At 58.0% G+C, this 26,075-nt stretch carries 24 protein-coding genes; 6 read left to right on the forward strand and 18 right to left on the reverse strand.

From position 1 onward, the window contains the following. Window positions 1-12: 12 nt before the first annotated feature. Together Q2B33_RS04705 and Q2B33_RS04710 are read right to left on the reverse strand one after the other, a co-directional pair. Complete coding sequence (locus Q2B33_RS04705; RefSeq protein ID WP_330687948.1) at window positions 13-3,561, reverse strand: PD-(D/E)XK nuclease family protein; 3,549 nt, start codon at window positions 3,559-3,561, stop codon at window positions 13-15. Between the two features lie 79 nt (window positions 3,562-3,640). Then, window positions 3,641-4,396, reverse strand: coding sequence for an exodeoxyribonuclease III (locus Q2B33_RS04710; RefSeq protein ID WP_300566242.1), 756 nt, complete (start codon window positions 4,394-4,396; stop codon window positions 3,641-3,643). 190 nt (window positions 4,397-4,586) lie between these two features. Between Q2B33_RS04710 and Q2B33_RS04715 the strand changes: the two genes are divergently transcribed. After that, window positions 4,587-5,417, forward strand: a complete 831-nt coding sequence (locus Q2B33_RS04715; protein ID WP_300566245.1) for an HAD-IIA family hydrolase — start codon at window positions 4,587-4,589, stop codon at window positions 5,415-5,417. A 166-nt stretch (window positions 5,418-5,583) separates the two neighbouring features. Here the strand turns inward: Q2B33_RS04715 and Q2B33_RS04720 are convergent, their stop codons facing one another. Together Q2B33_RS04720 and Q2B33_RS04725 are read right to left on the reverse strand one after the other, a co-directional pair. Next, window positions 5,584-6,492 carry a DegV family protein gene (locus Q2B33_RS04720; RefSeq protein ID WP_300566248.1) on the reverse strand — a complete coding sequence of 303 codons (909 nt, stop codon included), beginning with the start codon at window positions 6,490-6,492 and terminating at the stop codon, window positions 5,584-5,586. 138 nt (window positions 6,493-6,630) lie between these two features. Beyond that, entirely contained in the window at window positions 6,631-7,410 is a 780-nt protein-coding gene (locus tag Q2B33_RS04725; RefSeq protein ID WP_300566251.1) for a glycoside hydrolase family 3 C-terminal domain-containing protein, read from the reverse strand. A gap of 616 nt (window positions 7,411-8,026) precedes the next feature. Between Q2B33_RS04725 and Q2B33_RS04730 the strand changes: the two genes are divergently transcribed. After that, window positions 8,027-8,338 (forward strand): AraC family transcriptional regulator, encoded by a 312-nt coding sequence (locus Q2B33_RS04730; protein WP_300566254.1) that lies wholly within the window; start codon window positions 8,027-8,029, stop codon window positions 8,336-8,338. Window positions 8,339-8,536: 198 nt separating this feature from the next. Here Q2B33_RS04730 and Q2B33_RS04735 read toward each other — a convergent pair whose 3' ends face one another. The 6 genes from Q2B33_RS04735 to Q2B33_RS04760 all read right to left on the reverse strand — a co-directional run bounded on the left by Q2B33_RS04735 (window position 8,537) and on the right by Q2B33_RS04760 (window position 16,992). Beyond that, window positions 8,537-8,950 carry a putative toxin-antitoxin system toxin component, PIN family gene (locus Q2B33_RS04735; protein ID WP_300566256.1) on the reverse strand — a complete coding sequence of 138 codons (414 nt, stop codon included), beginning with the start codon at window positions 8,948-8,950 and terminating at the stop codon, window positions 8,537-8,539. Beyond that, entirely contained in the window at window positions 8,947-9,255 is a 309-nt protein-coding gene (locus Q2B33_RS04740; RefSeq protein ID WP_296462720.1) for a type II toxin-antitoxin system RelB/DinJ family antitoxin, read from the reverse strand. The genes Q2B33_RS04735 and Q2B33_RS04740 overlap by 4 nt, the downstream gene beginning before the upstream one ends. A gap of 79 nt (window positions 9,256-9,334) precedes the next feature. After that, window positions 9,335-12,352 carry a glycoside hydrolase family 3 C-terminal domain-containing protein gene (locus tag Q2B33_RS04745; RefSeq protein ID WP_300566260.1) on the reverse strand — a complete coding sequence of 1,006 codons (3,018 nt, stop codon included), beginning with the start codon at window positions 12,350-12,352 and terminating at the stop codon, window positions 9,335-9,337. 618 nt (window positions 12,353-12,970) lie between these two features. Further along, window positions 12,971-14,125, reverse strand: coding sequence for an immunoglobulin-like domain-containing protein (locus tag Q2B33_RS04750; protein WP_300566263.1), 1,155 nt, complete (start codon window positions 14,123-14,125; stop codon window positions 12,971-12,973). Window positions 14,126-14,423: 298 nt separating this feature from the next. After that, window positions 14,424-15,713, reverse strand: coding sequence for an ATP-binding protein (locus Q2B33_RS04755; protein ID WP_300566266.1), 1,290 nt, complete (start codon window positions 15,711-15,713; stop codon window positions 14,424-14,426). 97 nt (window positions 15,714-15,810) lie between these two features. Beyond that, window positions 15,811-16,992: a MerR family transcriptional regulator gene (locus Q2B33_RS04760; protein ID WP_300566269.1), complete on the reverse strand. Its 1,182-nt coding sequence runs from the start codon at window positions 16,990-16,992 to the stop codon at window positions 15,811-15,813. A gap of 172 nt (window positions 16,993-17,164) precedes the next feature. Between Q2B33_RS04760 and Q2B33_RS04765 the strand changes: the two genes are divergently transcribed. Next, entirely contained in the window at window positions 17,165-17,437 is a 273-nt protein-coding gene (locus Q2B33_RS04765) for a His/Gly/Thr/Pro-type tRNA ligase C-terminal domain-containing protein (RefSeq protein ID WP_296477942.1), read from the forward strand. Window positions 17,438-17,506: 69 nt separating this feature from the next. Here the strand turns inward: Q2B33_RS04765 and Q2B33_RS04770 are convergent, their stop codons facing one another. Together Q2B33_RS04770 and Q2B33_RS04775 are read right to left on the reverse strand one after the other, a co-directional pair. After that, a complete protein-coding gene (locus tag Q2B33_RS04770; protein WP_300566274.1) occupies window positions 17,507-18,058 on the reverse strand; it encodes a GNAT family N-acetyltransferase in 552 nt (183 codons plus the stop codon). After that, on the reverse strand, window positions 18,055-19,086 hold the full coding sequence (locus tag Q2B33_RS04775; RefSeq protein WP_300566277.1) for a helix-turn-helix domain-containing protein: 1,032 nt from the start codon (window positions 19,084-19,086) through the stop codon (window positions 18,055-18,057). The genes Q2B33_RS04770 and Q2B33_RS04775 overlap by 4 nt, the downstream gene beginning before the upstream one ends. Before the next feature lie 321 nt (window positions 19,087-19,407). On the opposite strand from Q2B33_RS04775, the gene Q2B33_RS04780 reads away from it, so the two are divergent. Then, a complete protein-coding gene (locus Q2B33_RS04780) occupies window positions 19,408-19,746 on the forward strand; it encodes a hypothetical protein (RefSeq protein WP_300566364.1) in 339 nt (112 codons plus the stop codon). Further along, on the forward strand, window positions 19,661-20,038 hold the full coding sequence (locus tag Q2B33_RS24490) for a hypothetical protein (RefSeq protein ID WP_300566355.1): 378 nt from the start codon (window positions 19,661-19,663) through the stop codon (window positions 20,036-20,038). Before Q2B33_RS04780 ends, Q2B33_RS24490 begins: the two co-directional genes overlap by 86 nt. Here Q2B33_RS24490 and Q2B33_RS04790 read toward each other — a convergent pair. The 3 genes from Q2B33_RS04790 to Q2B33_RS04800 all read right to left on the reverse strand — a co-directional run bounded on the left by Q2B33_RS04790 (window position 20,035) and on the right by Q2B33_RS04800 (window position 23,081). Beyond that, window positions 20,035-20,187, reverse strand: coding sequence for a hypothetical protein (locus tag Q2B33_RS04790; protein ID WP_300566280.1), 153 nt, complete (start codon window positions 20,185-20,187; stop codon window positions 20,035-20,037). The genes Q2B33_RS24490 and Q2B33_RS04790 overlap by 4 nt on opposite strands. 120 nt (window positions 20,188-20,307) lie before the next feature. Then, window positions 20,308-22,293 (reverse strand): ABC transporter permease, encoded by a 1,986-nt coding sequence (locus Q2B33_RS04795; protein ID WP_300566283.1) that lies wholly within the window; start codon window positions 22,291-22,293, stop codon window positions 20,308-20,310. After that, window positions 22,290-23,081, reverse strand: a complete 792-nt coding sequence (locus tag Q2B33_RS04800; RefSeq protein ID WP_296465277.1) for an ABC transporter ATP-binding protein — start codon at window positions 23,079-23,081, stop codon at window positions 22,290-22,292. The genes Q2B33_RS04795 and Q2B33_RS04800 overlap by 4 nt, the downstream gene beginning before the upstream one ends. A 226-nt stretch (window positions 23,082-23,307) precedes the next feature. Between Q2B33_RS04800 and Q2B33_RS04805 the strand changes: the two genes are divergently transcribed. Continuing rightward, complete coding sequence (locus Q2B33_RS04805; protein WP_300815501.1) at window positions 23,308-23,466, forward strand: hypothetical protein; 159 nt, start codon at window positions 23,308-23,310, stop codon at window positions 23,464-23,466. A gap of 11 nt (window positions 23,467-23,477) precedes the next feature. Here Q2B33_RS04805 and Q2B33_RS04810 read toward each other — a convergent pair whose 3' ends face one another. From Q2B33_RS04810 to Q2B33_RS04820, 3 genes are all read right to left on the reverse strand, one after another. Beyond that, window positions 23,478-24,485 (reverse strand): sensor histidine kinase, encoded by a 1,008-nt coding sequence (locus tag Q2B33_RS04810; RefSeq protein WP_296475869.1) that lies wholly within the window; start codon window positions 24,483-24,485, stop codon window positions 23,478-23,480. Between the two features lie 266 nt (window positions 24,486-24,751). After that, the gene (locus tag Q2B33_RS04815; RefSeq protein WP_300566289.1) at window positions 24,752-25,441 is read right to left on the reverse strand and encodes a response regulator transcription factor; all 690 of its coding nucleotides are present in this window, start codon (window positions 25,439-25,441) and stop codon (window positions 24,752-24,754) included. Then, the gene (locus Q2B33_RS04820; protein ID WP_300566292.1) at window positions 25,377-25,814 is read right to left on the reverse strand and encodes a hypothetical protein; all 438 of its coding nucleotides are present in this window, start codon (window positions 25,812-25,814) and stop codon (window positions 25,377-25,379) included. Before Q2B33_RS04820 ends, Q2B33_RS04815 begins: the two co-directional genes overlap by 65 nt. Window positions 25,815-26,075: the final 261 nt, after the last annotated feature.

Here is a 26,075-nt window from a genome sequence, read left to right on the forward strand (position 1 = left end):
CGGTGGCGGCCGCTACCTCTCCTCCATCCGCCGCAGCGCCTCCTCCCGGTCCAGGTCCTCCAGCCTACGCTTCTCGCAGCCGGGCATGGCGGGCTCGAAGCCGCAGACTTTTTTGAAGGCACAGTAGGTGCAGGCCTCCACGCTGCCCTTTTCGTAAGGGTTCAGGGAGATGGTTCCGTCCAGAATCTCCCGGCCGATTTCCGCCACCTTGCGGCTCACGTAGTCGGACACGGTGCGCAGCTCCTCGCCGCTTAAGACGGAGGAACGGGCGGAGAACGTGCCGTCCTTCTTCCGCTCCACGGGGATGATGTCGGACTTGGCTTCCATGTCCCTGTCCAGCAGCTCCACGATGCCCGGGGTGCCGTTCACCACGCCGTTCATGCGCAGCTGCTTTCCGATCTCTTCTTCAATCTCCTCCTCGGTCAGCTCCACCGGAGTCTCCACTGCAGGGTCGTCGATGCGGTAGTACAGCAGCGCCGCGGGCACAATCTCCTTATCTCCGTACCGCCCGGCCTCCACCTCCTGGGCCGCGTTCATGTAGACCACGAGCTGGAGCTGCAGGCCGTAGTAGAGCGCCGCCAAGTCGAATCTCCTGTGGCCAGATTTATAGTCGATGACCTTGACATAGACATGCTCCCCGTCCTCCGCCACGTCAATCCGGTCGATGCGGCCCCGCAGGCGCAGCTTTTCCTGCTCTGACAGAGATACATTGATGCTCTCCAGATTATCTGCGTGCTGAAAGGAGAGCTCGAAGGATTCGGGCCGGAAGCTCCCCCGGCGCAGATGCTTCTGCAGGGTCAGGACCGTCCGGGTCAGAATGCGCCCCATCCTGGTGATGGCGTATTCGTTCCTGGCGCTGCTGTAAAGGACGGTGCTCCCGTAGTCGGCGGCATAGCGCTCCAGCGCCTCCTGCACGCCGCTCTCCGCGAATTCCCGGGGGAAATCGAACCAGGTATAGCCCTCGTCCTTCAGCTTCCCGGCAAACCGCTCCAGAACGGCATGGTACACATTCCCCATGTCCACGTCCTCGAAGGAGAATTCCTGCCGCTCCCGCAGGGTCAGGCCGTACTGGAGGAAATGTCGATAGGCGCAGGCCGCATAGGTCTCCAGGCGGGTGACGCTGGTCTCGATCTGCAGACCGTAGAGGGCCCTGGCCACCGCCGCGGACAGCCCCGTATCCCGGTATCGCCGGAAAGCCGCCTCTGTCAGGAAGTCACGCCTGTCCCTGCGCTCCTCCTCCCCATAGACCTGGTAGATGGTGAAGAACTCCCGCTCTTCCCGCTCCCGCAGAGCGCCCTCCACGTACTCTCGGAGCCCCCTGGCCAGGTATCCCGCCCCCTCCTGTCCGGTGACGATCTGCTCCAGGATGTCCCGCTGCTGGGGATACTGCACCTCCAGCCCGGGGAACAGCTTCCTCACCGCGTCCACCAGATAGGCGGGGCGGATGGACTTCCCGGCGCTGTTCACCTTGGACCAGGACAGGTAGAGATGGCGGGAGGGCTTCGTCATGTTCAGGTAGAGATAGAACCGCTGGATGTACATCTGCTGTCTGGGGCTGGGGGCCAGCTCCAGGTCGGATTCCCGCAGGAACTCCCTGTCCATGTCGGATATGATGCCGCCCCTGGAGGCCCCCTTGGGAATGTTTCCGTCATTCACCCCCAGGAAAAAGAGGGTCTTCACCTGCTGGAGCCTGGTGCGCTCCATGTCCCCCACCAGCACCCTGTCCACGTTCTGGGGGATGGTGCCCACCTGGATCTCATCGAATCCGGCCTCCAGAATCTCCGCGAACTCCCTCAGGGTGATGTCCTCCTCCCCCAGCAGGGCGTAGATCTGGTCCAGAAGCTCCATCACCAGGCGGTAGATCTGGGCGTATTCCCTGGCCCGCACCGGCTCCCCCGCCTCCTCGAAGCGGGTCTGGTACGCGGAGAGCTTTTGCTGTACCCTGTTGCGCACCAGGAAGTCATAGAGGCCGTTCACATAGGTCTTCACAGGCTCCTTTCCTTTCAGGTGCAGCATCTCCACCTGCTCCATCATCCGTTTCCGCAGGGCGTTCATCTCCGCCAGGGCAGCCTCTCCCGGATTGTCCCCTTCCCCGGCCCCCTCTTCCTCCAGGCGCTTCATCTCCCGGGTCTTGCGGGTGAAGAGGCGGCTATAGGCGCTGTATCCTTTGACGCCTGTCTCCAGGCAGTAGTTCTCCAACCGATCCGCCTCCTCCCATGTCAGGTCCGCCAGGCCGCTGCGCAGGTAATGGAAGACAGACTCGTAGGAAAAATCCTTCCGATACAGCTCCAGAGCGCTTTTGATGTATTCTATCATGGGGTTCAGGGTGATCTTCCTGGTGCGGTCGATGTAGCAGGGGATGTCCATCTGGGCAAATTCCGTCTCTATATAAGGGGCGTATCCCGGCAAGTCCCCCAGGATGACGGCAATGTCCCGAAAGGAAAGCCCCTCCTCCCGGATCAGGCGGCAGATCTCCAGGCCGGTCTGGCGCACTTCCTCTTTCGGATCCGTGGTCTCAAAGAGTCGAATCTCCCCCCCGTCCTGCCCTTCACAGGGGCTTTGGCCGAAGCGGAACAGATGCTTTTCCAGATGCCGCAGGGCAGGGGCCTTCCGGAAGCGGTGGAATGTATTGTACCTGACAAGGCAGCCCGTCTTCCCGGCAGGCCCCGTTTTTTCCACCCGGGCCACAGGGGCCTCCCCCTCGGGCACAGGCAGAATCGTGACGTCCTGCCTACGCTCCACGGAGAGCGCCTCCGCCTGCCTACCCAGGTCTGCCACTGTCTTTTTGCTCAGATAGAACAGGTTCTGCTCCCCCTCCGGCACATGAGGATCTTCCCCCTCCCCCATGGTCAGCGAGACGATCACCTCTCCGCAAAGGCACATCAACTGGGAGATCACCCGGGTCTGGATGGGCGTAAAGCCGGTAAAGCCGTCGAATACCACCACGCTTCCAGGCAGGAGCCCGGACTTCGGCATGGCCCGGCGCACCACGTCCAGAGTCTCCTCGGTGGTGATGAAATTACCCTGGATGTATTCCAGAAAGCCCCTGTACAGTGTCTGCAGGTCTCTCAGCTTCTGCACCAGGGCGCCTCTCTTCTCCGCGAAGGCGATCAGCTTCCCCACATCCTCCGCGCCGATGCCGTACTGCATGAATTCGGAGATGGCGCTCTTCACCTCGTGGATATAGCCCTGTCTGTGGAGGAAGCTCCCCAGGGTGGGCAGCTCCTCCTTCAGGCCGGCCGCCACCTTCTGGAGCACCAGGCTCTTGCCCGTGTCGTCCAGCACGGGAATCTCCCGGCCGCCCACCTCCTCCAGGATGCGGTGCCCCAGGCGCCCGAAGCTGAGCACGTCTATGTTCAGGATGCCGCCCCGGTCGCTTAGGAGCACCAGGTCTTTCTGGGTCTGCATGGTGAACTGGTCGGGCACGATGACCAGGAAGTTCTGCTTTGGATTCTGCAGGGCCCGGCGGGTGATCTCTTCATATAACATACGGCTTTTTCCGGCTCCGGAGGGGCCGAAGTAGAATTGCAGGCTCATAAATATCCGAATCCTTTCTTGCATTCAGACAGGACAGCGCCAGGCCCGGCAGCTCCCCGGCCACGGCGCTGCCGCCCAGGGCGCTTCCGAGACGCTGATGCCGTCATGCCTTCAAGTCCAGCTCCACCGGGCAGTGGTCGGAGCCGAAGACGTTCGGGTGGATCTTCGCGTCCGCAAGGCGCTCCTTCAGGCTCCCGGAGGTGACGAAGTAGTCGATGCGCCAGCCTACGTTCTTCTCCCTGGCCCGTCCCATGTAGGACCACCAGGAATAGGCATCCTTCAGATCCGGATAGAAATGGCGGAAGGTGTCCACGAAGCCGTTTTCCAGCACCCGGGTGAAGCACTCCCGCTCCTCGTCCGTGAAGCCGGCGTTGCGGCGGTTGGATTTGGGGTTCTTCAGGTCGATCTCCCTGTGGGCCACATTCAGGTCGCCGCAGTAGATGACGGGCTTCTCCTTCTCCAGGCACCTGATATAGTCCAGGAAAGCCGCCTCCCACTCCATGCGGTAGGCCAGCCTCGTGAGCTCTCTCTGGGAATTGGGCACATATACCGTTATGACGTAATAATCTTTATATTCCGCCGTTATGACCCGGCCCTCGTGGTCATGCTCCTCTACGCCGATGCCGCAGCTCACCTTCAGCGGCTCCTCCTTTGTGAAGAGGGCCGTGCCCGAATAGCCCTTTTTCTCCGCGTAGTTCCAGTATTGATGATAGCCGGGCAGGTCCAGCTCTATCTGGCCGCCCTGCAGCTTGGTCTCCTGCAGGCAGAAGATGTCCGCGTCCGCCTCCTTAAAATATTCCATGAAGCCCTTCTGCACGCAGGCACGCAGGCCGTTCACGTTCCAGGATATCAGTTTCATCTTTCCCTCACTTCCGCCCCGCCCATCTCTCCCCGGGGCATGTTTCCTTTTCCATTATCATAACACGGCCGGGCCGTTTGCGCCAGCTTCTTTTGCCGCTCTTTTATGGGGGGCCGCCAGCTTTCTGTTGAATCCCGCAGGGTATCATGGTATACTGGGTGGGAAATCAGCAAGGAGGTGGGCGACTGAAATGAATGCAGAAATGAATGCAGATCTGAACCGGTTAAGACGCAAAAAACTCTTCCTCTTCGACATAGACGGCACCCTGGCCCTGGGGGATACCCTCTATGAGGGCAGCTCCGAGCTTCTGGCGCACATCGACGCGGTCGGAGGCAGGGCCTATTATATCACCAACAACTCCACCCGCAGCGGCCAGGATTATGTGGAGAGGTTCCGCCGGGCCTTCCGTCTGGAGACCACCGAGGACCAGTTCATCACCTCAGGCTACATGACGCTGCGGTTCCTGCAGGAGCATTTTCCCCAGGGGAAAATCTTCGTCCTGGGCACGGCCTCCTTCACAGCGGAGCTTGAGAAGAACGGGCTGCGCGTCACGGAAACCGCAGACGGGGATATCGACTGCATCGTAGCCGCCTATGACAGCGAGCTGACCTACGAAAAACTGATACAGGCCTGCAGGGCGCTCTCCACCACGGACGCGCCTTTCTACGGCACCAATCCCGACCTGTGCTGCCCCATCGACTTCGGCTTCGTCCCGGACTGCGGCGCCATCTGCAACATGCTCACGGACGCCACCGGCAGGAAGCCCGTCTACCTGGGCAAGCCCAGCGCCAGCGTGGTGGAGCTGGGCCTTTCCCTGTCCGGTTTTTCCAGGGAGGAGACTTTGGTGGTGGGGGACAGGCTCTACACCGACATCGCCTGCGGCATCAACGGCGGCGTGGACACCTGCGTGGTGTTCACCGGGGAGGCGAAGCCGGAGGACATGGCGGACACCCCCTATCCCGCGGACTACTGCTTCTCCGATATAAAAGAGCTCCTGATGCACTGCACCGGAGCCCTGTAATCGTATGTAATATCGCATATCTGTAATCAAACTGCTCCACAGGAGCGGCAGCCACGCTGCTGCTTTGCGAAGCCTTCCCGCCCTGTATGCGATGCGCCCCGTCAGCCCTTTCCCGCGCTCCAACGCCCCGAGCAGCGGGCGGGCTTCTCTCTGCGGATCATGCGCCTCAGGCAATGCCCTTCTCAATGATGCCGAAGCCCAGGGGATAGGGCCCGGTGTGCACGCTGATGGTGGCCCCGATCTGGTAGATGGGGATGTCCTCCCGGCCCACGTCATATCCCTGGCCCCTGAGGACTTCCAGCGTGTGCTCCCGGAATGCCACAGCCTCCTCGTAGTCGTACCCGAAGCCGATGGCGATGCTGTAGCGGCCCATGGCCCTCCCGTTCTCCTCCAGGTAGTCCAGCAGCAGGCTGATGGCCTTCTCCGTGGTGCGCTTCCTGCCCCTGCCGATGCCCGAGGGGAAGATTTCCCCCTCCTTCAGGGTGATGACCGGCCGGATGCCCAGGACGCTGCCCGCCAGGGCGGACACCTTGCCGATGCGCCCGCCATGCTTTAAATATTCCATATCGCCCACGGTAAAGAAAATCCTTCCAGTGCTCTTGATCTCCTCCAGCCTGGCCACGCACTCTCTGTAGCCCATCCCGCTGTCCCGAAGCTTCGCCGCCTCCAGCACGTAGAGCCCCTGCAGCACGGTGTTTATGGTGGCGTCGATCACGGTAATCTCCGCCTCCGGCCAGGTCTCGCGCAGAATTTCTTTAGCGCTCAGCGCGGACTGCATGGATCCGCTGAACTTGGTGGTGATGCAGATGCAGATGACCGGAGTCCCCTGCTCGGCATAGGGCGTGAAGGCATCCACATAGTCCTGTGTGGAGGGCATGGAGGATTTGGGGTAAACGCCCTTCCTGTCCACCATCTGCCGGTAAAAATCCCTGATGCCGATCTCCACGCCTTCCTTCAGATAATGTCCGTCGTCAAAGGAGACATAAAAGGGAACCACTGTGATGCCCTTCTCTGCCGCCAGCTCCCCCGGCAGGTCGCAGGAGCCGTCGCTGATGATATGGTATGCTTCGCTCATAACTTGTTGCCTTTCGTAAGATATTTTCAGGAATGACCTACGTACAGGATACCACTTCCTACAGGAATAAGCAACTGGTTTCGTAATGAAAATCCGATTTTGTAGTTTTGATAACCACTTGATGCGTCCGGTATCGCTTCAGACAGATTGCGGCAGGGCTTCCCCCGTCATCTGCCGGCCTGCCCCTTCCGAATCCGGAAATAGCACAGCCGCACGTCCCCGGTGAGCTCTATCCGGATTTCCACGGCCTTGCCTTCCTTCCCCTCCAGGGTGCCCCTGTCCAGGGGTAGGCACACGTCCGCATAGATGGATATCCGGGAGCTGTTCGTCCTTTTGATACCATGTCATGTTCAGCCGCCCCGCCGGGTTGTTCGCCCCGAACAGGGTCTCCGCCATGGCCGCGCCCATGTCCTGAGCCCCGGTGGCGCTCCAGACAATGGCGGGAAGCTTTTCCTGGGCCCATCCAATCGCATAGGGGTAATTGGAGAAGAGCACTAAGGCCACATTGCTGTTGGCCTCGTACACCGCCTCCATCAGCCGCCTCTGGGCCGGGGGCAGCTCTATGGTGCCCCTGTCCACCTCCTCCTTGGCGTTGATCATGGAATTGCACCCAAGGGCCAGCACCACAGCATCCTTCCCCTTTGCCAGCTCCGCCGCAGCGGCCTGTCCGTCCTTCACCACCTCCATCCGGAAAGGGGTTCCCTCCCCGGGCTTCATGGACCACAGCCCTCCGTCCTCGCAGACCTGCACCGGCGAGCCGAAGCGGTTGGTCAGGATTACATTCTCGTCTTCCCGCTCCTCCACATGGAAGATCTCCATGACGAACCAGTTCAGGGTATTGTCCTTCTCCGCCCTGATCCGCCCGGGCGGCTCCACGGCTTCCCCGCTGCCCGGCTTCTGGTACAGCCTGGTGTTCATGTACTTCCCTGTCCGGACGCAGCGGAAGGTATGGCTCCCCTCCCCCCCAGTCCTTCAGTGTAGGCGCTTTGTCATCGGCATTCATGGTCACAGGCAGGTCGCAGTAGGTCTTGTCAAGCTTGTTCTCTGCCTTCAGAGCGGCATGGGCCTGGGCATAATGCCAGTTGGCATCAGTGATGGCCACCACGCGTCCGCTGGCCAGCTTTGCGATATAGTCGTCGTCCGTCTGAGTGGCGAAGTTGGGATCCAGGATGCCCTCATCATACATGCGGCTGGGCCATTTGAAATACTCCTTCTCGTCATCGCTTGCATGCTTATAGGTGCAGTTGTAGTTCTCGTCGATGAGCCACTGGCCGTTGTCAGGCTGCGCGTCCGCGATGAAGCCCGCAGGGTTGCCCAGGGTAATCATCCAGTGCCAGTCGGAAGCGCTCATAGTGATGCCGATGGTCTCCAGCCCGTCCTCCGTGGTGGGATGGGCCTCCAGATAGCTCTTGATCATGGCCTCGTACTCTTCCAGCGTGGTGGGATACTTATAGTCATTTTCCTTCAGCACCGCATACTGTATCTGGCAGGTTCCGCCGGTACCGAAAATCTGGCGGACCGCATCGTCACGGGCATGCTGATGACCCTGCTCACCAAGCTCTCCCGGAACTGGCCGGCCGCCGTGGAATCCGCTCCCGTCAGGAATGTGGACCATGAAATCCTGACCTATCTCCAGGAAAACTATTCCACCATCACCTTAGAGGAGCCGGCAAGGCATCTCCACTACACGATCCCCTACTGCTCCAGATATGTGAAAAAGCTCTTCGGCTGCACCTTCTCCCAACTGCTGAACCAGATACGCTTCCAGAAGGCGCATCTGTTCCTGAAGAACTCCAGCCTGACGGTGAACCAGATCAGCAAGATGCCAGGGTACGAAAATCCATAGAATTTCATGCGGGATTTCAAGAAGATACATAAAATGACGCCCTCCCAGTACAGGGAGCTCTACCACAGGAAAACGGGGGAGGAGCGGCCGTCCTGATTCCGCCGTATCCCTGCGCGCCCGTCGGAACCGGGATTGGCTCACAAATACACAAAAAACGCCCATGAAGCATTTCTGCCGCATGAGCGTTTCTTTATTTTACTATCTGCCCTCTTGGATGATATCCAGCATTTCCCTCGGCGTCACAATGTATGCCCTCAGCGGAAAATGTTTCATGTTCCCGGTCACAAGGCAGGCATCCGTCTCATTCCGTTTTTCCATCAATACCGCGTAAAAGACGAAATCCTTCGGGTCGGGAATCTCATCCTCTATCATCCCATATCCGGTATATACCGCCCTCTTTTTCAATTCCTCCAAAAAGACTTTGACTGTCTTTGCGTCAAATCGGAACTTAGGCCGCTTCAGCACATCCTCATATTCCGCAATAATCTCATCATTCAAGACAGGGATGATATCGCCTTTCAGCGCTTCCGCCGCTACCTGACCAGGAACCGAGCTGTTCTTAAGCATGGCGGACACAATGCCATTTGTGTCTAAAACCGCGTAATACTTCACGAATCGACCGCCTGGCGCTCACGCCTGGAAGCATCAATCTCGGCATTGATTTCTTCCAGGGACATGTCGGCCAGTCCGTTCTTCTCGGATGCTTCTCCTATCTCAACCATAGCCCGATACCCTCTGTCCGCATTATAAGGCGATTTCGGCAGCGTCATCCTGAAAGGGATGCCGTTTTCCATCACTGCCCGCTTCAGGAACATCCGCACAGCAGTGGAAATGTCTATTCCGAGATTCTCAAAAACCTGTGCCGCCTCATCCTTCAGGGAATCGTCCACACGTACTTGCAATAATGATGTCGCCATGGCAGAACCTCCTTCTTTTTTGTAAGACAATTATATTACATTGTCCTGCAAAATGCAAGGTAAAGTCAACAGCATCTCTCTATTCGCTCTCCTCCTGGGATGCCCGCACGGCCCTGAACTTCTCCTCCAGGGATTCCTTCAGCGCGAGCTTCGCCTCCCGGATCTCCATGCCGCCCTGTCCGAAGTAGAGCTTCAGGAAGGTGGTATTGTGGAAGGATGGATTCAGGACGATCTCCTCCGTCCTCCACTCCGTGTCCTCCCCCGTTAGGGAGATGGTCTTCAGGATCTGCTTGTCCTGGGACAGGGTCAGCGGCACCTGGGCCAGGCTCCCCTGCCCTGCCACCCTGCAGGTCAGCTCCAGCCTGTAGAAGCCCCGCTCTTTGACGTTCAGCTCAAAGGTGACGCTGCTGCCTTTTCCTGTGGGGATCTCCTCCACCGGCAGGCTGCATCCCGCCGCTTCCACCGGAACCCGCACCAGCTCCCCGAAGCTCTCCATCTCCTGGGCCGCCACCGCTGCCAGCTCCCTGTCCAGCTCGCTCTCCCTGCCCTCCATGCGCTGGTAGGCGGGGGTGGTCAGCAGGTAGCGGCAGATATTGGCTGCGCTGCGCAGGTACTCTGCCCTTGTGACGCGTCCCTCTTTCAGGCTCTCCATGGAATTGTCCTTCTGGGAGTTCTCGGCGGCATTGGCCGTGACCATGAACAGGTCGTTCTGGGCCCGCACCATGGCGGCAACGTTCTCCGTCCTCCCGGACTTGCCCTCGTCGTTGGCCTTGGCCCACCAGTCGGTCATGACGATGCCCGTATAGCCCCACTGGCCCCTCAATATGGTGGTGAGCATGTCATAATTGGCCGCGGACCAGAAGCCGTTGATGGGATTGTAGGAGGTCATGATGGAGTAAGCGCCGCCCTCCTTCACCGCGATCTCAAAGCCCTTCAGGTACAGCTCCCGCAGCGCCCGCTCGGACACCACCGCCTCCACCGTGTGGCGGTTGAATTCCTGGCTGTTGCAGGCGAAGTGCTTGATGGTGCCGGTGACATGGTAGCGGCCCATGGCCCGGAGCTGGGCTGCCGCCATCTTCCCCGTCACAAAGGGGTCTTCGCTGAAGTACTCGAAGTTGCGCCCGTTCAGGGGGTTCCTGTGGAGGTTGATGCCGGGGCCCAACAAGGTGTCTATCTTGTTCTTGCGCAGCTCCAGCGCCTCCCACTCGAACAGCTCCTCGGACAGGGCCTCATTGAAGGTTGCCCCAAGGCATGCGCCGTTCGGCATGGCGAAGGCGATGCTGCCGCAGTCCATGCGGATGCCGCTGGGGCCGTCGGCGCAGCAGGCGATGGGGATGCCGAATGCCTGCAGTCTCTCCGTGACGCCGCCGAAGGCACCCGCCGTGCCGGCCGTCACCTTGGGGGAGCACATGCCCTCGCCCCGGACCATGCAGGCCAGGTCTTCGTCGGAAAGCTGGGCCAGGAAGTCCTCCATGGACACCTTTCCGGCCTCCACGTCGGACAGGCGGTACCCCCTGTCGCCGGTGCAGGCAAACCGCTCTCCGCCACCTGCCGCAGAGACGCTGTCCTCTGTCCTGCCGGAAGCGTCCGGCTGGCCTTTTCCTGTTCCAGGAGCGCCGCTTCCCTCCACGGCATCAGAAGGATCTGCGCTGCCCGCTATTGCCTGATGTATCTGCGCCAGCCTGTCCGCCCTGCGCTGTCCGGAATCTACGGTGCGCAGGGGCGCTGCCTCGTAGGCCACCTGGAAGCTGCCGTCAGCACAGGCTTGTGGCTTCATGCGCTGAAAGGCCGTCACGGGCGCACAGGCCTCCTCCAGAGATTCTATTATGATAGTGTCTTCTATATTCGCTTTTCCCGCCGCAGAGGCGCTGCGCACGTCCGTGCCCACGTAGAATACGTACTCCCCTGCCTCCAGCACCCAGCTGGATTTGTGGCCCGCGGCCCCGCTGTCGTCATAGGATGCCAGCACCTGGGCAGGAATGGCGATCTCCAGCACCTGGCTCTCGCCGGGGGCAAGCTCCTTTGTCTTCGCGAAGCCGCAGAGGCTCCGTGCCGGTTTTCCCAGCGCTCCCTGGGGCGCCTGGCAGTAGGCCTGGACCACCTCTTTCCCGGCTGCGGCCCCTGTATTGGTGACTTTGACCAGAAGCCTTACCTGGGCGGCAGCCGTCCCGCATTCCCGGCAGCCTTGCCCCGCTGCCGGACTGCCGCTGCAGAATCCGCCAGGCGCGCTCCCCTCCTCCATCCGGGCCTCCAGGGAGAAGGTGGTGTAGGAGAGCCCGAAGCCGAAGGGATAGAGCACTTTGTCTCTGGCAAAGGTCTCAAAGTAGCGGTAGCCTACGTAGATGTCCTCCTGGTAGAGGTTCCTCTTCTCATCGCCGTGGTTGCCGGTGGACGGATAGTCCGCTATGTCCCCGGCGATGGTGTCCGTCAGCTTCCCGGAAGGGGATACCGCGCCGGACAGCACGTCCAGCACGCCGTTGCCGCCCTCCTGGCCGCCCTGCCATACGTACAGCACAGACGAGGGCCGGTAGCGCTCCACCCATTTCATGTCGATGATATTGCCTACGTTCAGGAGCACCACCGTGCGCCGGAAGGCTCCGCAGACCAGGCGCAGCATGTCCTCCTCGTCCGCCGTCAGCAGGTAGCTGCCCGCCTCCGCCTTGTTGTCCTGATCCTCCCCGGCGGTCCTGGCGATGATTATGACAGCCGTGTCGGATTCCTCGGCCGCCTGGCCCACCAACTCCCCGGTGAGGGGCATCTCTTTCTGGAACCAGGGTTCTCCCGCCCAGCCCGCGCCTGCGTCAAAAGGGTTCTCCCTCAGCCATTCCCGGTAGGCGGCGGCAAGCTTCTCGTTCAGCACGAAGCTGCTCTCTTCCAGCGCCTCCCGGATGCCTGTCACATAGCTGGTGTTCACCATGCCGCCGGAGCCTGTGCCGCTCTTATAGTAGTTGAACTGCCCTCTGCCGAACAGGGCGATCCGCTCTCCCTCTCTCAGGGGAAGCACGCCGCCCTCGTTGCGCAGCATGACAGTCCCTTCCGCCACCACGGCCCTGGCCGTCCGGGCGTACTGTTTGATGTCAAATGTGTCGTGTCCCATTTTCTGCTCCTTTCCTGGGTATCTCTTTATTTGGAATTCATACTCACAAGCGACGAAATCTGCCGCGAAGTCCCCTGCAGCTTTCGCTCGTGAGTCGGGATGCAATGAAGAAGAGCTTTCACCAATCCAGCCGGCACTTTCCGGTTGCGCTATGAAAGTCCCGGCGCAGATAATACCTGTTTTTGGGGTCTGGTTCTATTTTCCCTGTGGGGGACGCCGGCGCCAGCTTCAGCAGCTGCCGCTTTTTCCTGTCCAGCAGAGTCACCTCCACGGTTCCTTTCGACAGTCGGGCTTCAAGGGTAAACTCATATGTCCTGCTTTCACGGAATCTTCCCGCATGCCTGACCCAGCCGGTACAGGAAATCACATCTGCCCTGTAGGCATTTTTGCCTGGACGGAATACGAACACAACGGCGGATTTCGAAAATCCCCTTTTTATTGTATACCATCCAGGCCCGCCGCGCAATTGCGGCAGATGTACTTATTTCGGCTCGGTCTATCATTTCTTATCCTTTTTTCGTTTACACCACAGGGCGGCTCCTCTGCGTTGGCGGCAGACTTCTCACTGCGGGCCCAGGCATAGGCATCCGGGATGCCGCTGTCAGGCATCCGAAGCGCTCAGTTCAGAATGAAATGCGCATAAAGCACATAGTTATCGTAATCTCCCGTCCCCCGGAAGTCCGTGACGCCTTTCCGGATCCGGTACTCCCCCGGCGCCAGCTCCCCGTACAGCCATTCCCAGTTCAGCTCCCGCCTTGTGGTGCCGTCCGGGGAAATCGTATATGCAATGTCATAAAATCCATAGTCCCCCTCCACCGCGATGGGCGCCTCCTCCCATTCGCCATCCTTTTTCACCTCTATGGCAAAATCGTCCCCGTCCTGCAGCTGCCCGGTGGGGGCATCCTTATCATACTGGCTGTAGCAGAGCATGGCCCCTGTGGAAGAGATTCCCTCCAGGAAAAGATGCAGGCCTATCCGTTCATTTTCCGATTCATTCTGATAGATATAGGCGCCGCCCTCCCGCACATCCGGGTCAAAGGTGAAAGTCTCCAGAATCTCCATCACGGCATCCTCATTTCCCTCCCACCATCCTTCCACCGAGCAGGTCTGAGCCACCACATCCCTCATAGGCTCTTTAAAGCCGATGAAATCCCAGTACGTATGGCCGTCGTAGGTGCCCTTCCAGGCCGGGTAGCCTGCCACCGTCACCTCCTCCTGGGAAAGCCCTGTGCCGCACACGCCGAAAGACCGTATATAGGCAATCTCCACAAATCCGATATCCGCATCCTCCGGGGAAAAGCATATCCCGTAGTCGCCAATGAGCAGGCTGTCGCTGTCCATGGGGCAGAGCTCATACTTCCACCCCTCCGGCACGGTCAGGGAAATCGCGCCGAAGGGGCCGCCCTGGGTCACCGTAGTCCCTGCGGCTCCGGGAGACCCTGCCATGTTTTTTCCATCGCTTCCCTTGTTTTCCGTTTCCTGCGGCGTTTTGCCCGGCGCTTCTCCATTGCTCCGGGCGGTGGTTGATTCATTTCCTGCGCTTTTCCCGCTGTCTCCGTCTTTTGTGCTGTCCGCTTCTTTCACGCTGCTGCCGCCTTTTGTGCTGTCCTCGTCCGGCATGCCGAACTCGACACTGCTTTCTCCCGCTTTTTCCGGCGCAGCCTCCACCCCGGCGCCATTTCCCACTGCAGTGCCTTCCTCCTTCCCGCAGCCGCCAAGTGCCGCCGCCATCACCGCCAGGCATCCCATCAGAGCCAATCCTCTTTTCTTCATACTTCTTTCGTCTCCTTTCCCTGCACATCTCTTATACCGCAGACCGTCAGGATTTACAGCGATGCCCCCGGAAAGTACCTGGCTGACGATCTGCAGTCTGGTTGTACTGTAAATTTAACCTGTGCGCAGTATATATGCTTATCTGAATAGACGAAAGACGCACCGAAAAGTTCCCCGGCGGGAATCAATCCCCAGATTCAGCCTTTCCCGATTGCGGATCCGGGTACTATGCCATCGAAGCAGCCGCCTGGATACCGGGGGAATCCGATTCCGCGAAAAGAACAGACGGGCGGGGCTGTCAGGGCACAGGAATCATGATCTTCAGCAGGAACTGGCCCTCCCGGGCCCTGACGCTGCACTGACCCCCGTAGCGCTCCACGGCCTTTCGGATATTGGGGAGGCCGAAGCCGTGGGCGCTCTCGTCCCGCTTGGTAGTCTTCAGCGAGGGCGCAGCCTCCGGCAGGGCATTGTTCTCCACGCTCACCACTAAAATGTCCCGGATGCGGCCCGCCTTGGCGACGATGGCCCGCCGTTCCTCGGGGAGCTTCTCGCTGGCCTCGATGGCATTGTCCAGGGCATTGCCGAAGATTGTGCTGATGTCCAGGGGATCTAAAAAGGCGCTGTCCTCCATGGAGAGCATGGCGCTGAAGGCGATCTTCCTCTCCTGGGCCTTGCCCGCCTTGTCCCGCAGGATGATGTCCAGAAATTCGTTTCCCGTATGGTAATAGTCCTCATAGGCGCCAATCTGCTCCTGCAGCCCCTGGACGGACCTGCGCAGCTCCTGTCCGTCCTCCGTCCGGGCCTGCAGCACCAGCAGATGGTTCTTCAGGTCGTGGTAGATGCCCCGCACCCGCTCCTCATCCTTCATCCGGTCCCTGTAATAATCCTGCTTCACCTCCAGCTCCCGGGCATGGCAGGCCGTGCGCACGGAGGCGCAGATATAAGCGGCGAGCCAGATGCAGCCGAAGCCGGAGAAAATGGAGGTCACGCAGATGGGGTAGACAATCACGGGATCCTCCGGCAGGAAATAGATAATGGTGAAGATGGCCACAAAGGGCGAGAGCATCAGGGCGTCCACCACCAGCCACATCCTGGCCGTCAGGTCGGATGTGATCCGGCGCAGATGCTTCTTTAAGAGCAGCCAGGCCCCTGTCCAGAACAGCAGCCGCACCAGCTGGAAGCCCGTGTGGATGGCGGTGCTGGCCAGAAGCTCCTGGCGCGTCCAGCCCTGGGACAGTCCCGACGGCGCGTGGGTGAGGCCGAAGAAGAGCCTGCTCCCTGCGTCCTGGGTCATATAGTTCACGGCGATCAGCGCGGGGCCAAAGACCAGTACGGCGCTGAGCTTCTCCATCCACCGCCCTCTGTGGAACAGGGCCACATAGGCCCCAAAGCCTGTCAGCACGCCTATCAGCCCCGGCAGGTCATTGGAGTAGATGACCGCGGGGGCCAGGAGGCTGCAGGCGAAGAATGCCAGAATCCGCAGCGCCCGATTCCGGCGCAGGGGCAGGAACGTGTGCAGCATCCAGCAGAAGACCAGCACATATCCCCACTCCAGCCCAAAAGACAAGATATCCAGAAAACGTATCATACCGCCATTCCTCCCCCGGGCGGAAGACAGCGTCCGCCTCTCCCTTCCATTGTAGCATCCGCTGCCCGAAACCACAAGACAGGCCCTGACGAAATCGTCAGAGCCTGCACCGGAAGATTCCCGCGGACTTGTGGATGAAGATCGCCCCTTCCCTGTCCATCCGCTGCCTGAGTAGGCCCCGCAGCTCCTCTCCCCGCTGCTCCAGGATGCAGGCGGCATTGCCCGGATAGGATGACACATAGTCGTAGATTGCCTCTATGTCGTCCACAATCAGGTCGTTCTCCTGGTCCATCCTCTCTATCCGAGTGAAATGAGGACGTAGCTGCTCCATGGCGTTCTCCAGCCGAAAGCCCCCGGTGATGCTGCGGAAGGGCATCTCGATCCTGGCATCGAAGACCTCCACGATTTCGTGCAGCTCCCGCATATGGCTGTCGCCTATGGTGGAGCACAGGAACCTTCCCCCGGGCTTCAGGCCCCGGGCGATCTCCCTCAGGCAGGCCTCCCTGCGCTTTACATGGTACAGCATATGGTTGGCCACGATGCAGTCATGGCTTTCCCTCTCCAGCACAAGGCTGTCCGCGTCGCAGATCCGGTATTCCACCCGTATCCCCTTTGCCTCCAAAAGTTCCCGGAAGGGGGACAGGTTCTCCCGGGCCTTCTCCAGCATCCCCTCAGACCGGTCCGTCAGCGTCAGCCGCAGCCCCTCCGGCAGCCTGCGGACATTTTCCTGCCACAGCAGTCCTGTGCCGCAGCCCAGCTCCAGGACCCTCTCCCCCGCTTTCAGCTCCAGGCGCTCATACACCCATTCCATCCACCCCAGAGGGCTGGTGCTGTAATCGTGGAGCCGGATCCTCTTCTCCAGGTTGTCCGCGGTCCTGTACTGCTCCTGTACCTTCTCCTCCTCCGTGAGGAGGTTCAGCAGCCGAATCAGGAAGCCGCATTTGTCCTTCTCCCGGCTGCTCTCCATCATCTCAATGGCGGAGATGATCTCCTCCAGCTGCCTTTTCTTCTGTATCAGCAGCTCCTTTTGCTCCGAGAGCCGCAGCTCCATGTTCCGGGACGTCATGATCTCCTCGATCCGCTGGAGGGAGAAGCCCAGGTATTTCAGCATCAGGATGCGCTGGAGCACGACCAGGGACTCCTGGTTATAGTAGCGGTATCCCGCCTCCGAATAGGAGACCGGCTTCAACAGGCCCTTCTCGTCGTAGAACCGGATGGTGCGCAGGGATACCCCCGCTATCCTTGCGATTTCGCCCGCGGTGTATAAGGTTTCTTCCATTTTGGACTTGCCTCCTTCTCTCTTCTTTCCTGTCTCCAAATGCTAAGTCCATCATACGGGGTGACGTTAGGGAACTGTCAAGAGGCTTTTTACGTTTTTTCCGAAAATCTGAAGATTATGTTGACAGCCGCTTCGGGATTGGATATATTACTCGGCGCCGATCAAGGTCAATGTGCTGCCGCTGATCAAAAAGCGGCATGCCTGGAAAGCCAGGGAACTGTACACGATGCTGGCGAAATGCTGCATGGCACAGTACGAGGAGTCCGGAAGCATCGGAAAACGATACCGCCGCGGGGACGCGATAGGCATTCCCTATGCGATCACGGTGGATGACACGACCCTGGAGCAGGACACCGTGACCGTAAGGGACAGGGATACGATGGGGCAGTGCGTGGTTCCCATAGGGGAATTGACTGCTTTTCTGGCAGAAAAAGATTTGCTGTAGCCCCTTCAGCCACGATATGTTCTTTCAACTAAGGACGGAAGCCACCACCCATGAGTGGGGCTTCCGTTTTTAACGCATATCCTCTTTCAGAGCATACTCCAGATAACGATCCTCCTCCGTGTCAACGAAGCTTTCTATGATAGACTTGGCATCCGTACATCCCATACTGAAATAAAATGCGATGGTTTCATAGGAGGAAATCGCCGAGATGAAAAGCCTATCCGCTTTTCTGTCCCTGGCACACAGGCATATCCGTTCAAACAAATTCCTCCCGATGCCCTGCCGTTTCCATTCATCGTCTACGAAGAGCATGGTCAGGTTCGCATACTTAGGTCCGTCTGCCGCGCCCTGCAGGGTTCCGTCCAGGGAGGCGAAGCCCACCAGTCTGCCTTCGGAAGCGAAAGCGCCTACCACAGCGCCTCCGCTGTCCGCCTGCCGGCACAGATACTGGGACAGCCGGATTCTCTTTTCCGCGTTCCACTGGCGGATTTCATCGGTTCTTACCAGCTCATAGGCATTTCCTTTTTTCACGTACTTATCCGTTATCCGCTGTATGTGGCGGAACGACTCCAGCAGCCCTGGATGCATCTGCGCCTGTTTCAGTTCTCTTATCTCTATCATACTGCCTTGCGCCCTTTCAGCCGCTCAATCTCCCGCTTCTGGCTGTCGATGCCCTCTCCTGAGAGGGTCTTGTGCTCCTCCCGCAGGCATTTGATGATGCGCTGCCTGTCCCGGATGGCGGCATCGAAGTCCCCCAGCAGCTCATGCACCTGGGCCATGGAGTGCAGGCCATCGGTAATCCTGGGCGGCTCCTGCATCTCGAAGCACTTCTCGTAGTCCGCCAGGGCCTCCTCATAGCGGCCCAGCTTTTTCAGGCCGTCCGCCCTGTCGCAGTAGGACTGCCATCTGTCCGGGAAATGCTCCACCGCTGCGTTCCAGTATTCCAGGGCTTTCTCCGGGTCTCCTTTGCCGAACATCACGTCACCCATGTAGACTTCATATTGTCCTGTCTTGGCTTCGGTGCGGATCTGCCGGATATAGGGGACTGCCTCTTCGAACCGGTCGTCGTCCAGGAGGTTTTCGATGATCGCGTAGAGCCCCCGGTAGTTGCCCGGATTCTTCTTCAGGAATTCCCTGAAATATTCTATGACTTCGAAATGGTTGTCGTACCACTCGTCCCCGCAGACTCCGTTGTTGGCTTCCAGGAACGCCACCCAGCCGCCCTTATCGTCAGGGGCCAGCTCCAGGGCTTTCTTGGCGTATTCGCTGGCCATGTCATGGTCACTGGCCGCCCTGTGGTTGTACAGATAGGCCAGGCAGCAGCAGGCCCGGACGTTCTTCGGGTCGCTTTTCAGCACGCCCTCCAGGAACCTGACGCAGTGGTCGAAGGTCTCGGGGGCGATGCGCCTCTCATGCCAGAACATGTTTTCGATCCGTTCAAATTCGGCTTCGTCCGAAAGCTGGAACAGCTCGTCGATGGTGACCCCGAAGAAGACGGCGATGCCAGGCAGCAGCGCGATGTCCGGCACGCTGGCTTCCGTCTCCCATTTGCTCACGGCCTGGATGGACACGCCCAGGTACTCCGCCAGCTCCTCCTGCTTCACTTCTTTCTCCAGGCGCAGATTCCTGATCTTTTTTCCGATTTCCATATACTTCCCTCCATTCAACTGTCGTTTGATTCTGTTCTTTATTATCAGGCGATGGATTCAGTATATATCATAAGTATCTGATTTTCAATCGAGGTGGATTCTATCTGATTCTACTATTGGTTGAATATATGAGATGCCCTGCATCGAACCGAATTCCCTGCATATACTACATAAGACAGCATCCATATGACTTTTTGTAATTTCATATTGAAATTACAGATATTATATGTTATGCTAACAACAGTGATTAGGTTGCAGAAACTTGCGATGCCTGCGACCGGAAGGAGGATCTCGGGCCCTCCTTTTTTTCAAGGAGAAGCCATGTCGAGAAAATCTTTCAGGCCCGTCAAGCCTTTTCTTACATACCAGGAGCTGCTTGTAAAGCTCTCTGATGACAAAAATCTCATTATCCCAGATTTGGAATCTGCGAAGTCCATATTGACAGATATCTCTTATTATGCCTTAATGAATGGTTACAAAAGCCTGTATTATGACAGGATAACCCGCCAATATGTTACGGGCACCAGCTTCAATGATATCCTGGCTCTGTGCAAGCCTGAAGGCAAAAATCAGTCTGCACTTCCACGCAGTATCGGAAAAAGAGCTTGCCCAATACCTGAAGGCGCTTACCCATTTCAGGAATGTCTGCGCCCACAATGAACGTCTGTTTTCATTCAGATGCCGTATCGATATTCCAGACACCCGTCTCCATGGCAAACTGTCCATTCCGCGGAAAGGGACGCAGTATCTCCAGGGCAAATCCGACCTGTTTGCTGTGGTGATCGCTCTGCGCTATCTGCTGTCCCAAAAAGATTTTTCCACGTTCCGCCAGGAGCTGTCGCGCCTGATTTCCACGCTGTTGAAGCAGTCTCCTATGTTGCCTGAGGAAAGATTACTGACAGCAATGGGATTTCCAGGAGGCTGGAAATCCCTTACCAGATACAGGCTTTAGCAGCTTTCCGCCTCCCTCTTCCTCCGCCTGGTCCGGATGCGCCGGGCCACAAGCGCGATGATTACCGCCAGCGCCGCAGCCCTCTTCAGGTTCCTTCTCCTGGTCTCCTTTATCTCTTCCTTCTCCTTTTCGCTCATAAACTGGTTCATAGACTGATTCCTCCCTTATCTTTAGACCATTCTTTCAGATTTTCTCTTTTACACATTTTCGCTTGCTTTTTCTCATACATGTCCTCTGCTTCACAGCCGAAGCCGCAGCAGTTTCCCCTCCTACCTGCTGACGATCCTGTAATAGGTCCTGGCCGTCAGGTTATACACGAAGACATACATCACTGCGAACACCAGGAAGCACGCCCCGGTACAGGCGATGAAGAGCTTCGTGTTCGTCAGCTGCATCAGTACCAGCAGCTTGGAGATCAGAGGGAACGCCGCCGTCACATGGATCCCCGCCACAATCAGCGGCAGGAAGAACACCGTCACCACCTGGGAGTGGATGGCGGACTTCACCTCATCCCGGCTCATCCCCACCTTCTGCATGATCGAGAACCGTTCCCTGTCGTCATACCCTTCCGAAATCTGCTTGTAGTATATGATCAGCACCGTGGCCATGACGAAGAGCACTCCCAGGAACACGCCGATGAAGAATAGCCCGCCGTACAGGGATATGAAGGATGACTTGGCCTCCGCCCGCGCTTCCGTCACGGCGCTGATTCCATTTTGGGCCATGCAGTCCAGCAAATCGTTGTAGAATGCGTTCTGCTCCTCCTCATCGGCGTCCATGTCAAAGCCGTAGACCTGTCTGATGCCCCTGGCGTTCTCCCCCAGAAGCTCCCTCTGCGCGTCATAAATCTCCAGAAGGGCCTCCCTGTCGGGAACCACGATATAGATGGTGTTGGACATATTGGCCGAGTATTGGCCGTTGCCCACAAAGGAATCCAGCTTCTCCGCTACCCTGTACTCCCTGCCGAGCAGCTTGAAGACAGGCAGGTCATAGGATGTCCGGTTGGAATAGACCATGACCTCACCTTCCTCCAGGGTCTTCCGCTCCTTCATGACAGCATTATAGTCATCCAGCGTAATCAAGAATAATTCATCCATATAGTCCAGCGCCGATGTCACTCCTATCTCATGGCTTTCCTCGTACTTATATTCGTGCGAGGCCGAAAGTCCCAGGTACAGATAGGCCATCTCGTTCTTCACAGCCAGGCCCCGCTCCCTCTGCAGGGCCCGGATCGCCTCGATGTACGCCTGGTTCCCCTGGGGCGCATCCCCCTTGAAGTAGACCATGATGTCCGCCGGATAGCGCTCCCTCACCACATCCTCCATGCCGATCATCAGGGAGGTGGTGGTGGACACCATCACCAGCACCATGGTGGACAGGACGCAGATATTGGCGAGCCCCACGGCATTCTGCTTCATGCGGTAGATCATCCCGGACACGCTGACAAAATGCCTTGTCCGGTAATAATATTTCCTGTTTTTCCGCAGGATCTTCAGAAGGGCGATGCTCCCGGCGGTGAAGAGCAGATAGGTCCCGATGATGACCAGCACCACTGCCACGAAGAACAGCAGCAGGGACGCCACCGGGTCACTGACCGTGACGGCGATATAATATCCGCCGCCTACAGAGACCAGCCCCGCCAGAGCCAGAAGCCATCTGGTGGAAGGCTCTTTCTCCCCCGCGTTCCCGGCCTGCAGCAGGGCGATGGGATCCGCCACATGGACCTGCCTGATGGCGTTGATGCAGATCAGGAGGAAAATCACCGCGAATATCTGCACTGTCTGCCCGATGACCCTTGCGGATACGAAAAAGCCTAAAGGCACACCGCCCCCTATGATTTTCCCCACAAGGAGATACATGGCCTTGTCCATGATTATGCCCAGGAGCAGCCCCAGGACCAGGCTCCCCAAGGCCAGATAGGCGGTCTCCCAGCCCAGCACCCAGGCCAGGTGGCGCTTCTCCATGCCCAGGATGTTGAAGACGCCGAATTCCTTTTTCCTGCGCTTCACCAGGAAGCTGTTCGTATAGAACAGGAAGATGACCGCGAACAGCGCCACCACATGGCTCCCTATGAACATCAGCTCGCTGAGATAGCCGCCGCCTATCATCTCTTTGACCCCCGGATTCTGGGACAGGGATTTGACGATATAGTACATGGCCACAGTGATGATGCAGGTGAGCATGTAGGGGACATACGTCCTTGCGTTCTTTTTCATGTTTCCTGCCGCTAATTTCGGATAGAAGCTCATCTTCATGCCATCATCCTCCTGCCTCTCTCTGCGGCGTCCCTGTTTCCCGTGGCCAGCAGGGTCAATGTGTCCGATATCTTCTGATAGAGCTGCTCGTTGGTGCTGTTCCCCCGGTAGATTTGGTGGAACACCTCCCCGTCCTTGATGAACAGCACCCGCCCCGCATGGCTGGCAGCCTTGGTGGAATGGGTCACCATGATGATGGTCTGTCCGTCCTCATTGATCTCGTTGAAGATCCGCAGCAGCCCGTCCGTGGCCTTGGAGTCCAGGGCCCCTGTGGGTTCGTCCGCCAGGATCAGCTGGGGATTGGTAATCAGGGCCCGAGCCACCGCTGCACGCTGCTTCTGGCCGCCGGATACCTCATAGGGGTATTTCTTCAGGATCTCCCGGATGCCCAGCCTCTCCGCGATGGGCCCAAGCCTCCTTTCCATCTCCCTGTAGTCCTTGCCGCTGAGCACCAGGGGCAGGAAGATATTGTCCTGGATGGAAAAGGTGTCCAGGAGGTTAAAGTCCTGGAACACGAACCCCAGGTTGTTGCGGCGGAAGGCTGCCAGCTCCTTCTCCTTCACGTTCCAAAGGCTCTTCCCCGACAGGAGCACCTGCCCGCCGGTGGGCCTGTCTAATGCCGCCAGGATATTCAGGAGCGTGGTCTTGCCGGAGCCGGACTCGCCCATGATCGCCACATATTCGCCCTGCTCCACGGAGAAGGACACGTTAGCCAGCGCCTGGACCTGATTGCCCCCGAAGCGCGTGGTATAGACCTTTCTAAGGCTCTGTGCCTCTAATAGAACCATATGAATCGACCTCCTTGCTGTTTGCTGTGTTTTGTTCTTGGAACTATCCCTATTCTACAAAAAAACGGAAAGTACCGACATCGAATCGAGTGACATTTCCGCCGTTTCATGTGACATTTTTGTAAGCCTTCCGTAACCCGCCCCTGCAAAACGCTTTACACTTTATCCCTCTTTTGTTATAATGGCATTAAGAATGAAAAAAGATGCCATCATCAGAAAGTGAGGGATGCCCATGCCAACTGATATCCAATTCAAAGACGATCTCAGAAAAGAAGAAATCCGAATCGAAGACGAACTGGAACTGCTCGCTAACAAGGAGTATGACAAGCTCAAGAAAAAGCTGGAGCGCGACTTAAAAAGGGTAAAAGAAAGCCTCCAGGATTAGAGCCGTATCCGCTATTCCACCCAGAGCGCGTCCCTGTGCAGGTCTATGGAGAACGTTGTGCCCTGTCCTACTGTGGACTCCACGCCAATCTTATGGGACAGCTTCTCCGCGGTGAGGCGGCACAGGTAGAGGCCCAGCCCTGTGGACTTCTTGTCCGCCCTGCCATTGTACCCGGTGAAGCCCTTCTCGAATATCCTGGGCACATCCTCCGGGGCGATGCCGATTCCGGTATCGGCAATCCGGAGTATTTTATCCGGTGTGACGGAGATGGTCAGGCTGCTGTTCCTGGCGTACTTGACGGCATTGGACAGAATCTGCTCAATGATGAACAGCAGCCACTTCTCGTCCGTGAGCACCGTGACGTCCGTGGGCTCATAGGTCAGCCGGATCCGGTTCCGCACCAGCTGGGGCGCGTATTTGTGGATGGCCTGGCGCAGGATCTGATCCAGGGCGTACTCCCGGAACAGGAAGTCGGAGGAATCGCTCCCCAGGCGCATCCAATTCAGCGCCATCTCCACGTACTGCTCTGTCCGGAACAGCTCTGCCAGCAGCTCCCTGTTCTCCTCTGTGTCCTCCCCCTGGAGGGTCATGCGCATGACGGAGATAGGAGTCTTGATCTGATGCACCCAGGTGGTGTAGTAGTCCATGCTCTCCCTGCGCTCCCTCTGCCTCTCCCGCAGGTTCCTGTCATAGGCCTCTTTCAGGCTCCTGACCATCTCCTGGTAGTCCGCCTCCGCCAATGTCTGGGGCTTCGGAAGCTCTTCATCCAGGATTTCCACGTTCTGCAGCAAATTTATGCGCGCTTTGTGGGCATTATAGTAGAAAAAGAAGGAGACGCACAGTACCACCGCCCCCAGAAGGACGCACAGCCCTCCCGCGTACAGCACCGCTTCCGTCTCCATGTCGTACAGGTAGAAGACCACCGCATAGATTCCGGCGAAAGCCGCAAGGAGCGCTGCCGTCCGGCGGCGCTGCCACAGAAACTGCCACAATATGCCATACCACTTCTCCTCTTCCATATCATATACCTCCCCGGGCGCTTCTCGCCCACGCCAATCAAGATATCCCCCCTGGCCGTTGGCAATCCGCTCCATTGCAAGGACTCCCGAACCGGCGGAACCCTCTGCGGTTCCACTGCCTGATGTCAGTCCAGATCTGCTCCGCCGCCCTGTCTGCGGCAAAGCGGCATGGCTCCCTGTCGAAAACCATCCATCTGTTTTCCCTCACTCCGCGATACTTGATTATAGAAAGCTGTCCTTGCTTTCTATAATATTCCCTTATTTGATTATAGAAAGCCGTCCTTGCTTTCTATAATATACCCGCTTCCCACCTTGGTAGCGATGAAGTCCTTGAGCCCCGCGCCCTCCAGCTTCTTCCGCAGCCTGGTGACGTTCACCGTCAGGGTGTTCTCCTCCACATAGGCATCCATCTGCCACAGCTTCGTCATCAAAGTGTCCCGGCTGACGATCCTGCCCTTATTCTCCAGCAGGGTCTGCAGGATGCGGAATTCGTTCTTGGTCAGCTCGATGCGGTTCCCCTCATAGGTGAGGGAGGTGTTGTTCAGGTTCAGCACCGCGCCCCTGTGCTCCAGCACGGGAACCTTTCCCGCCATATCGTAGGCCCTGCGCAGCACGGCCTGTATCTTAGCGACCATCACCTGAGGATCCACCGGCTTGGGGATGAAATCGTCCCCGCCCATGTTCATGGCCATGACGATGTTCATATTGTCGGAGGCCGAGGACAGGAAGACCACAGGCACATTGGAAATCTTCCGAATCTCGCTGCACCAGTGGTAGCCGTTGAAGAAGGGCAGCATGATGTCCATCAGCACCAGGTGTGGGTCGTATGACGCGAAAGCCGAGATGACATTCCTGAAATCCGTGACGCACTGGCACTGGTTCCCCCAGGCCTCAATCTGTTTCTGCATGGCGTCCGCCATGGGCTGGTCGTCCTCTATAATCATGATGCGGTACATATCTCCTCTTCCCCTTCCTGATTCTGAGCCTCTCTTCGTCCGGCGCTCCCGCGTCCGGTTCCTCCACACATCCGTTTTGTATCGTATATACAATTCGCAATGCGGCCGTATTAGCGGCTCCGCCGTTGTTGTCCGGCTCCATGCCAAAAATTTCCCCGCCCTCTTCGTCCAGATAGATGTCAATCCGCACGCCGTGGCTTTTCGGTTCTTTCCCGTGCCAGACCTTCTGGGGCACTACCGTAAGATGCCCTATCCTGCGCTGCGGGATACATTCCAGGATAAAGCGGGAAGCCTCCTCCCCATACCTCTTGTGGGCCGTCAGGCTATAGGCCAGAAAGTCGTATACCAGGTTCATGTCTGCCAGTTTCTTCATCTCTCCTCCTGACAGGAGCGCGCTCACCATCCCCTCCTGCCTTGCATAAATGATTTTGGGTTCCAAAGCATAGAGTTTCCGAGTGAGATTTAGATGATTTGAAGCTCATATATGGCCGTTCCAGAAATGAATATGCTTTCTGAGATAAGGATATCATAATTTCCGGCATTGTCAATACTTATTCGAAAAGGACATTTCCCAGATTCCCCTTGACATTGACGCAGCGTCAAGTGCTATAGTAATATCAGACGCCATACCCGG

Source organism: uncultured Acetatifactor sp., assembly GCF_948601915.1.
In the GTDB taxonomy this organism is placed as follows: Bacteria; Bacillota; Clostridia; order Lachnospirales; family Lachnospiraceae; genus Acetatifactor.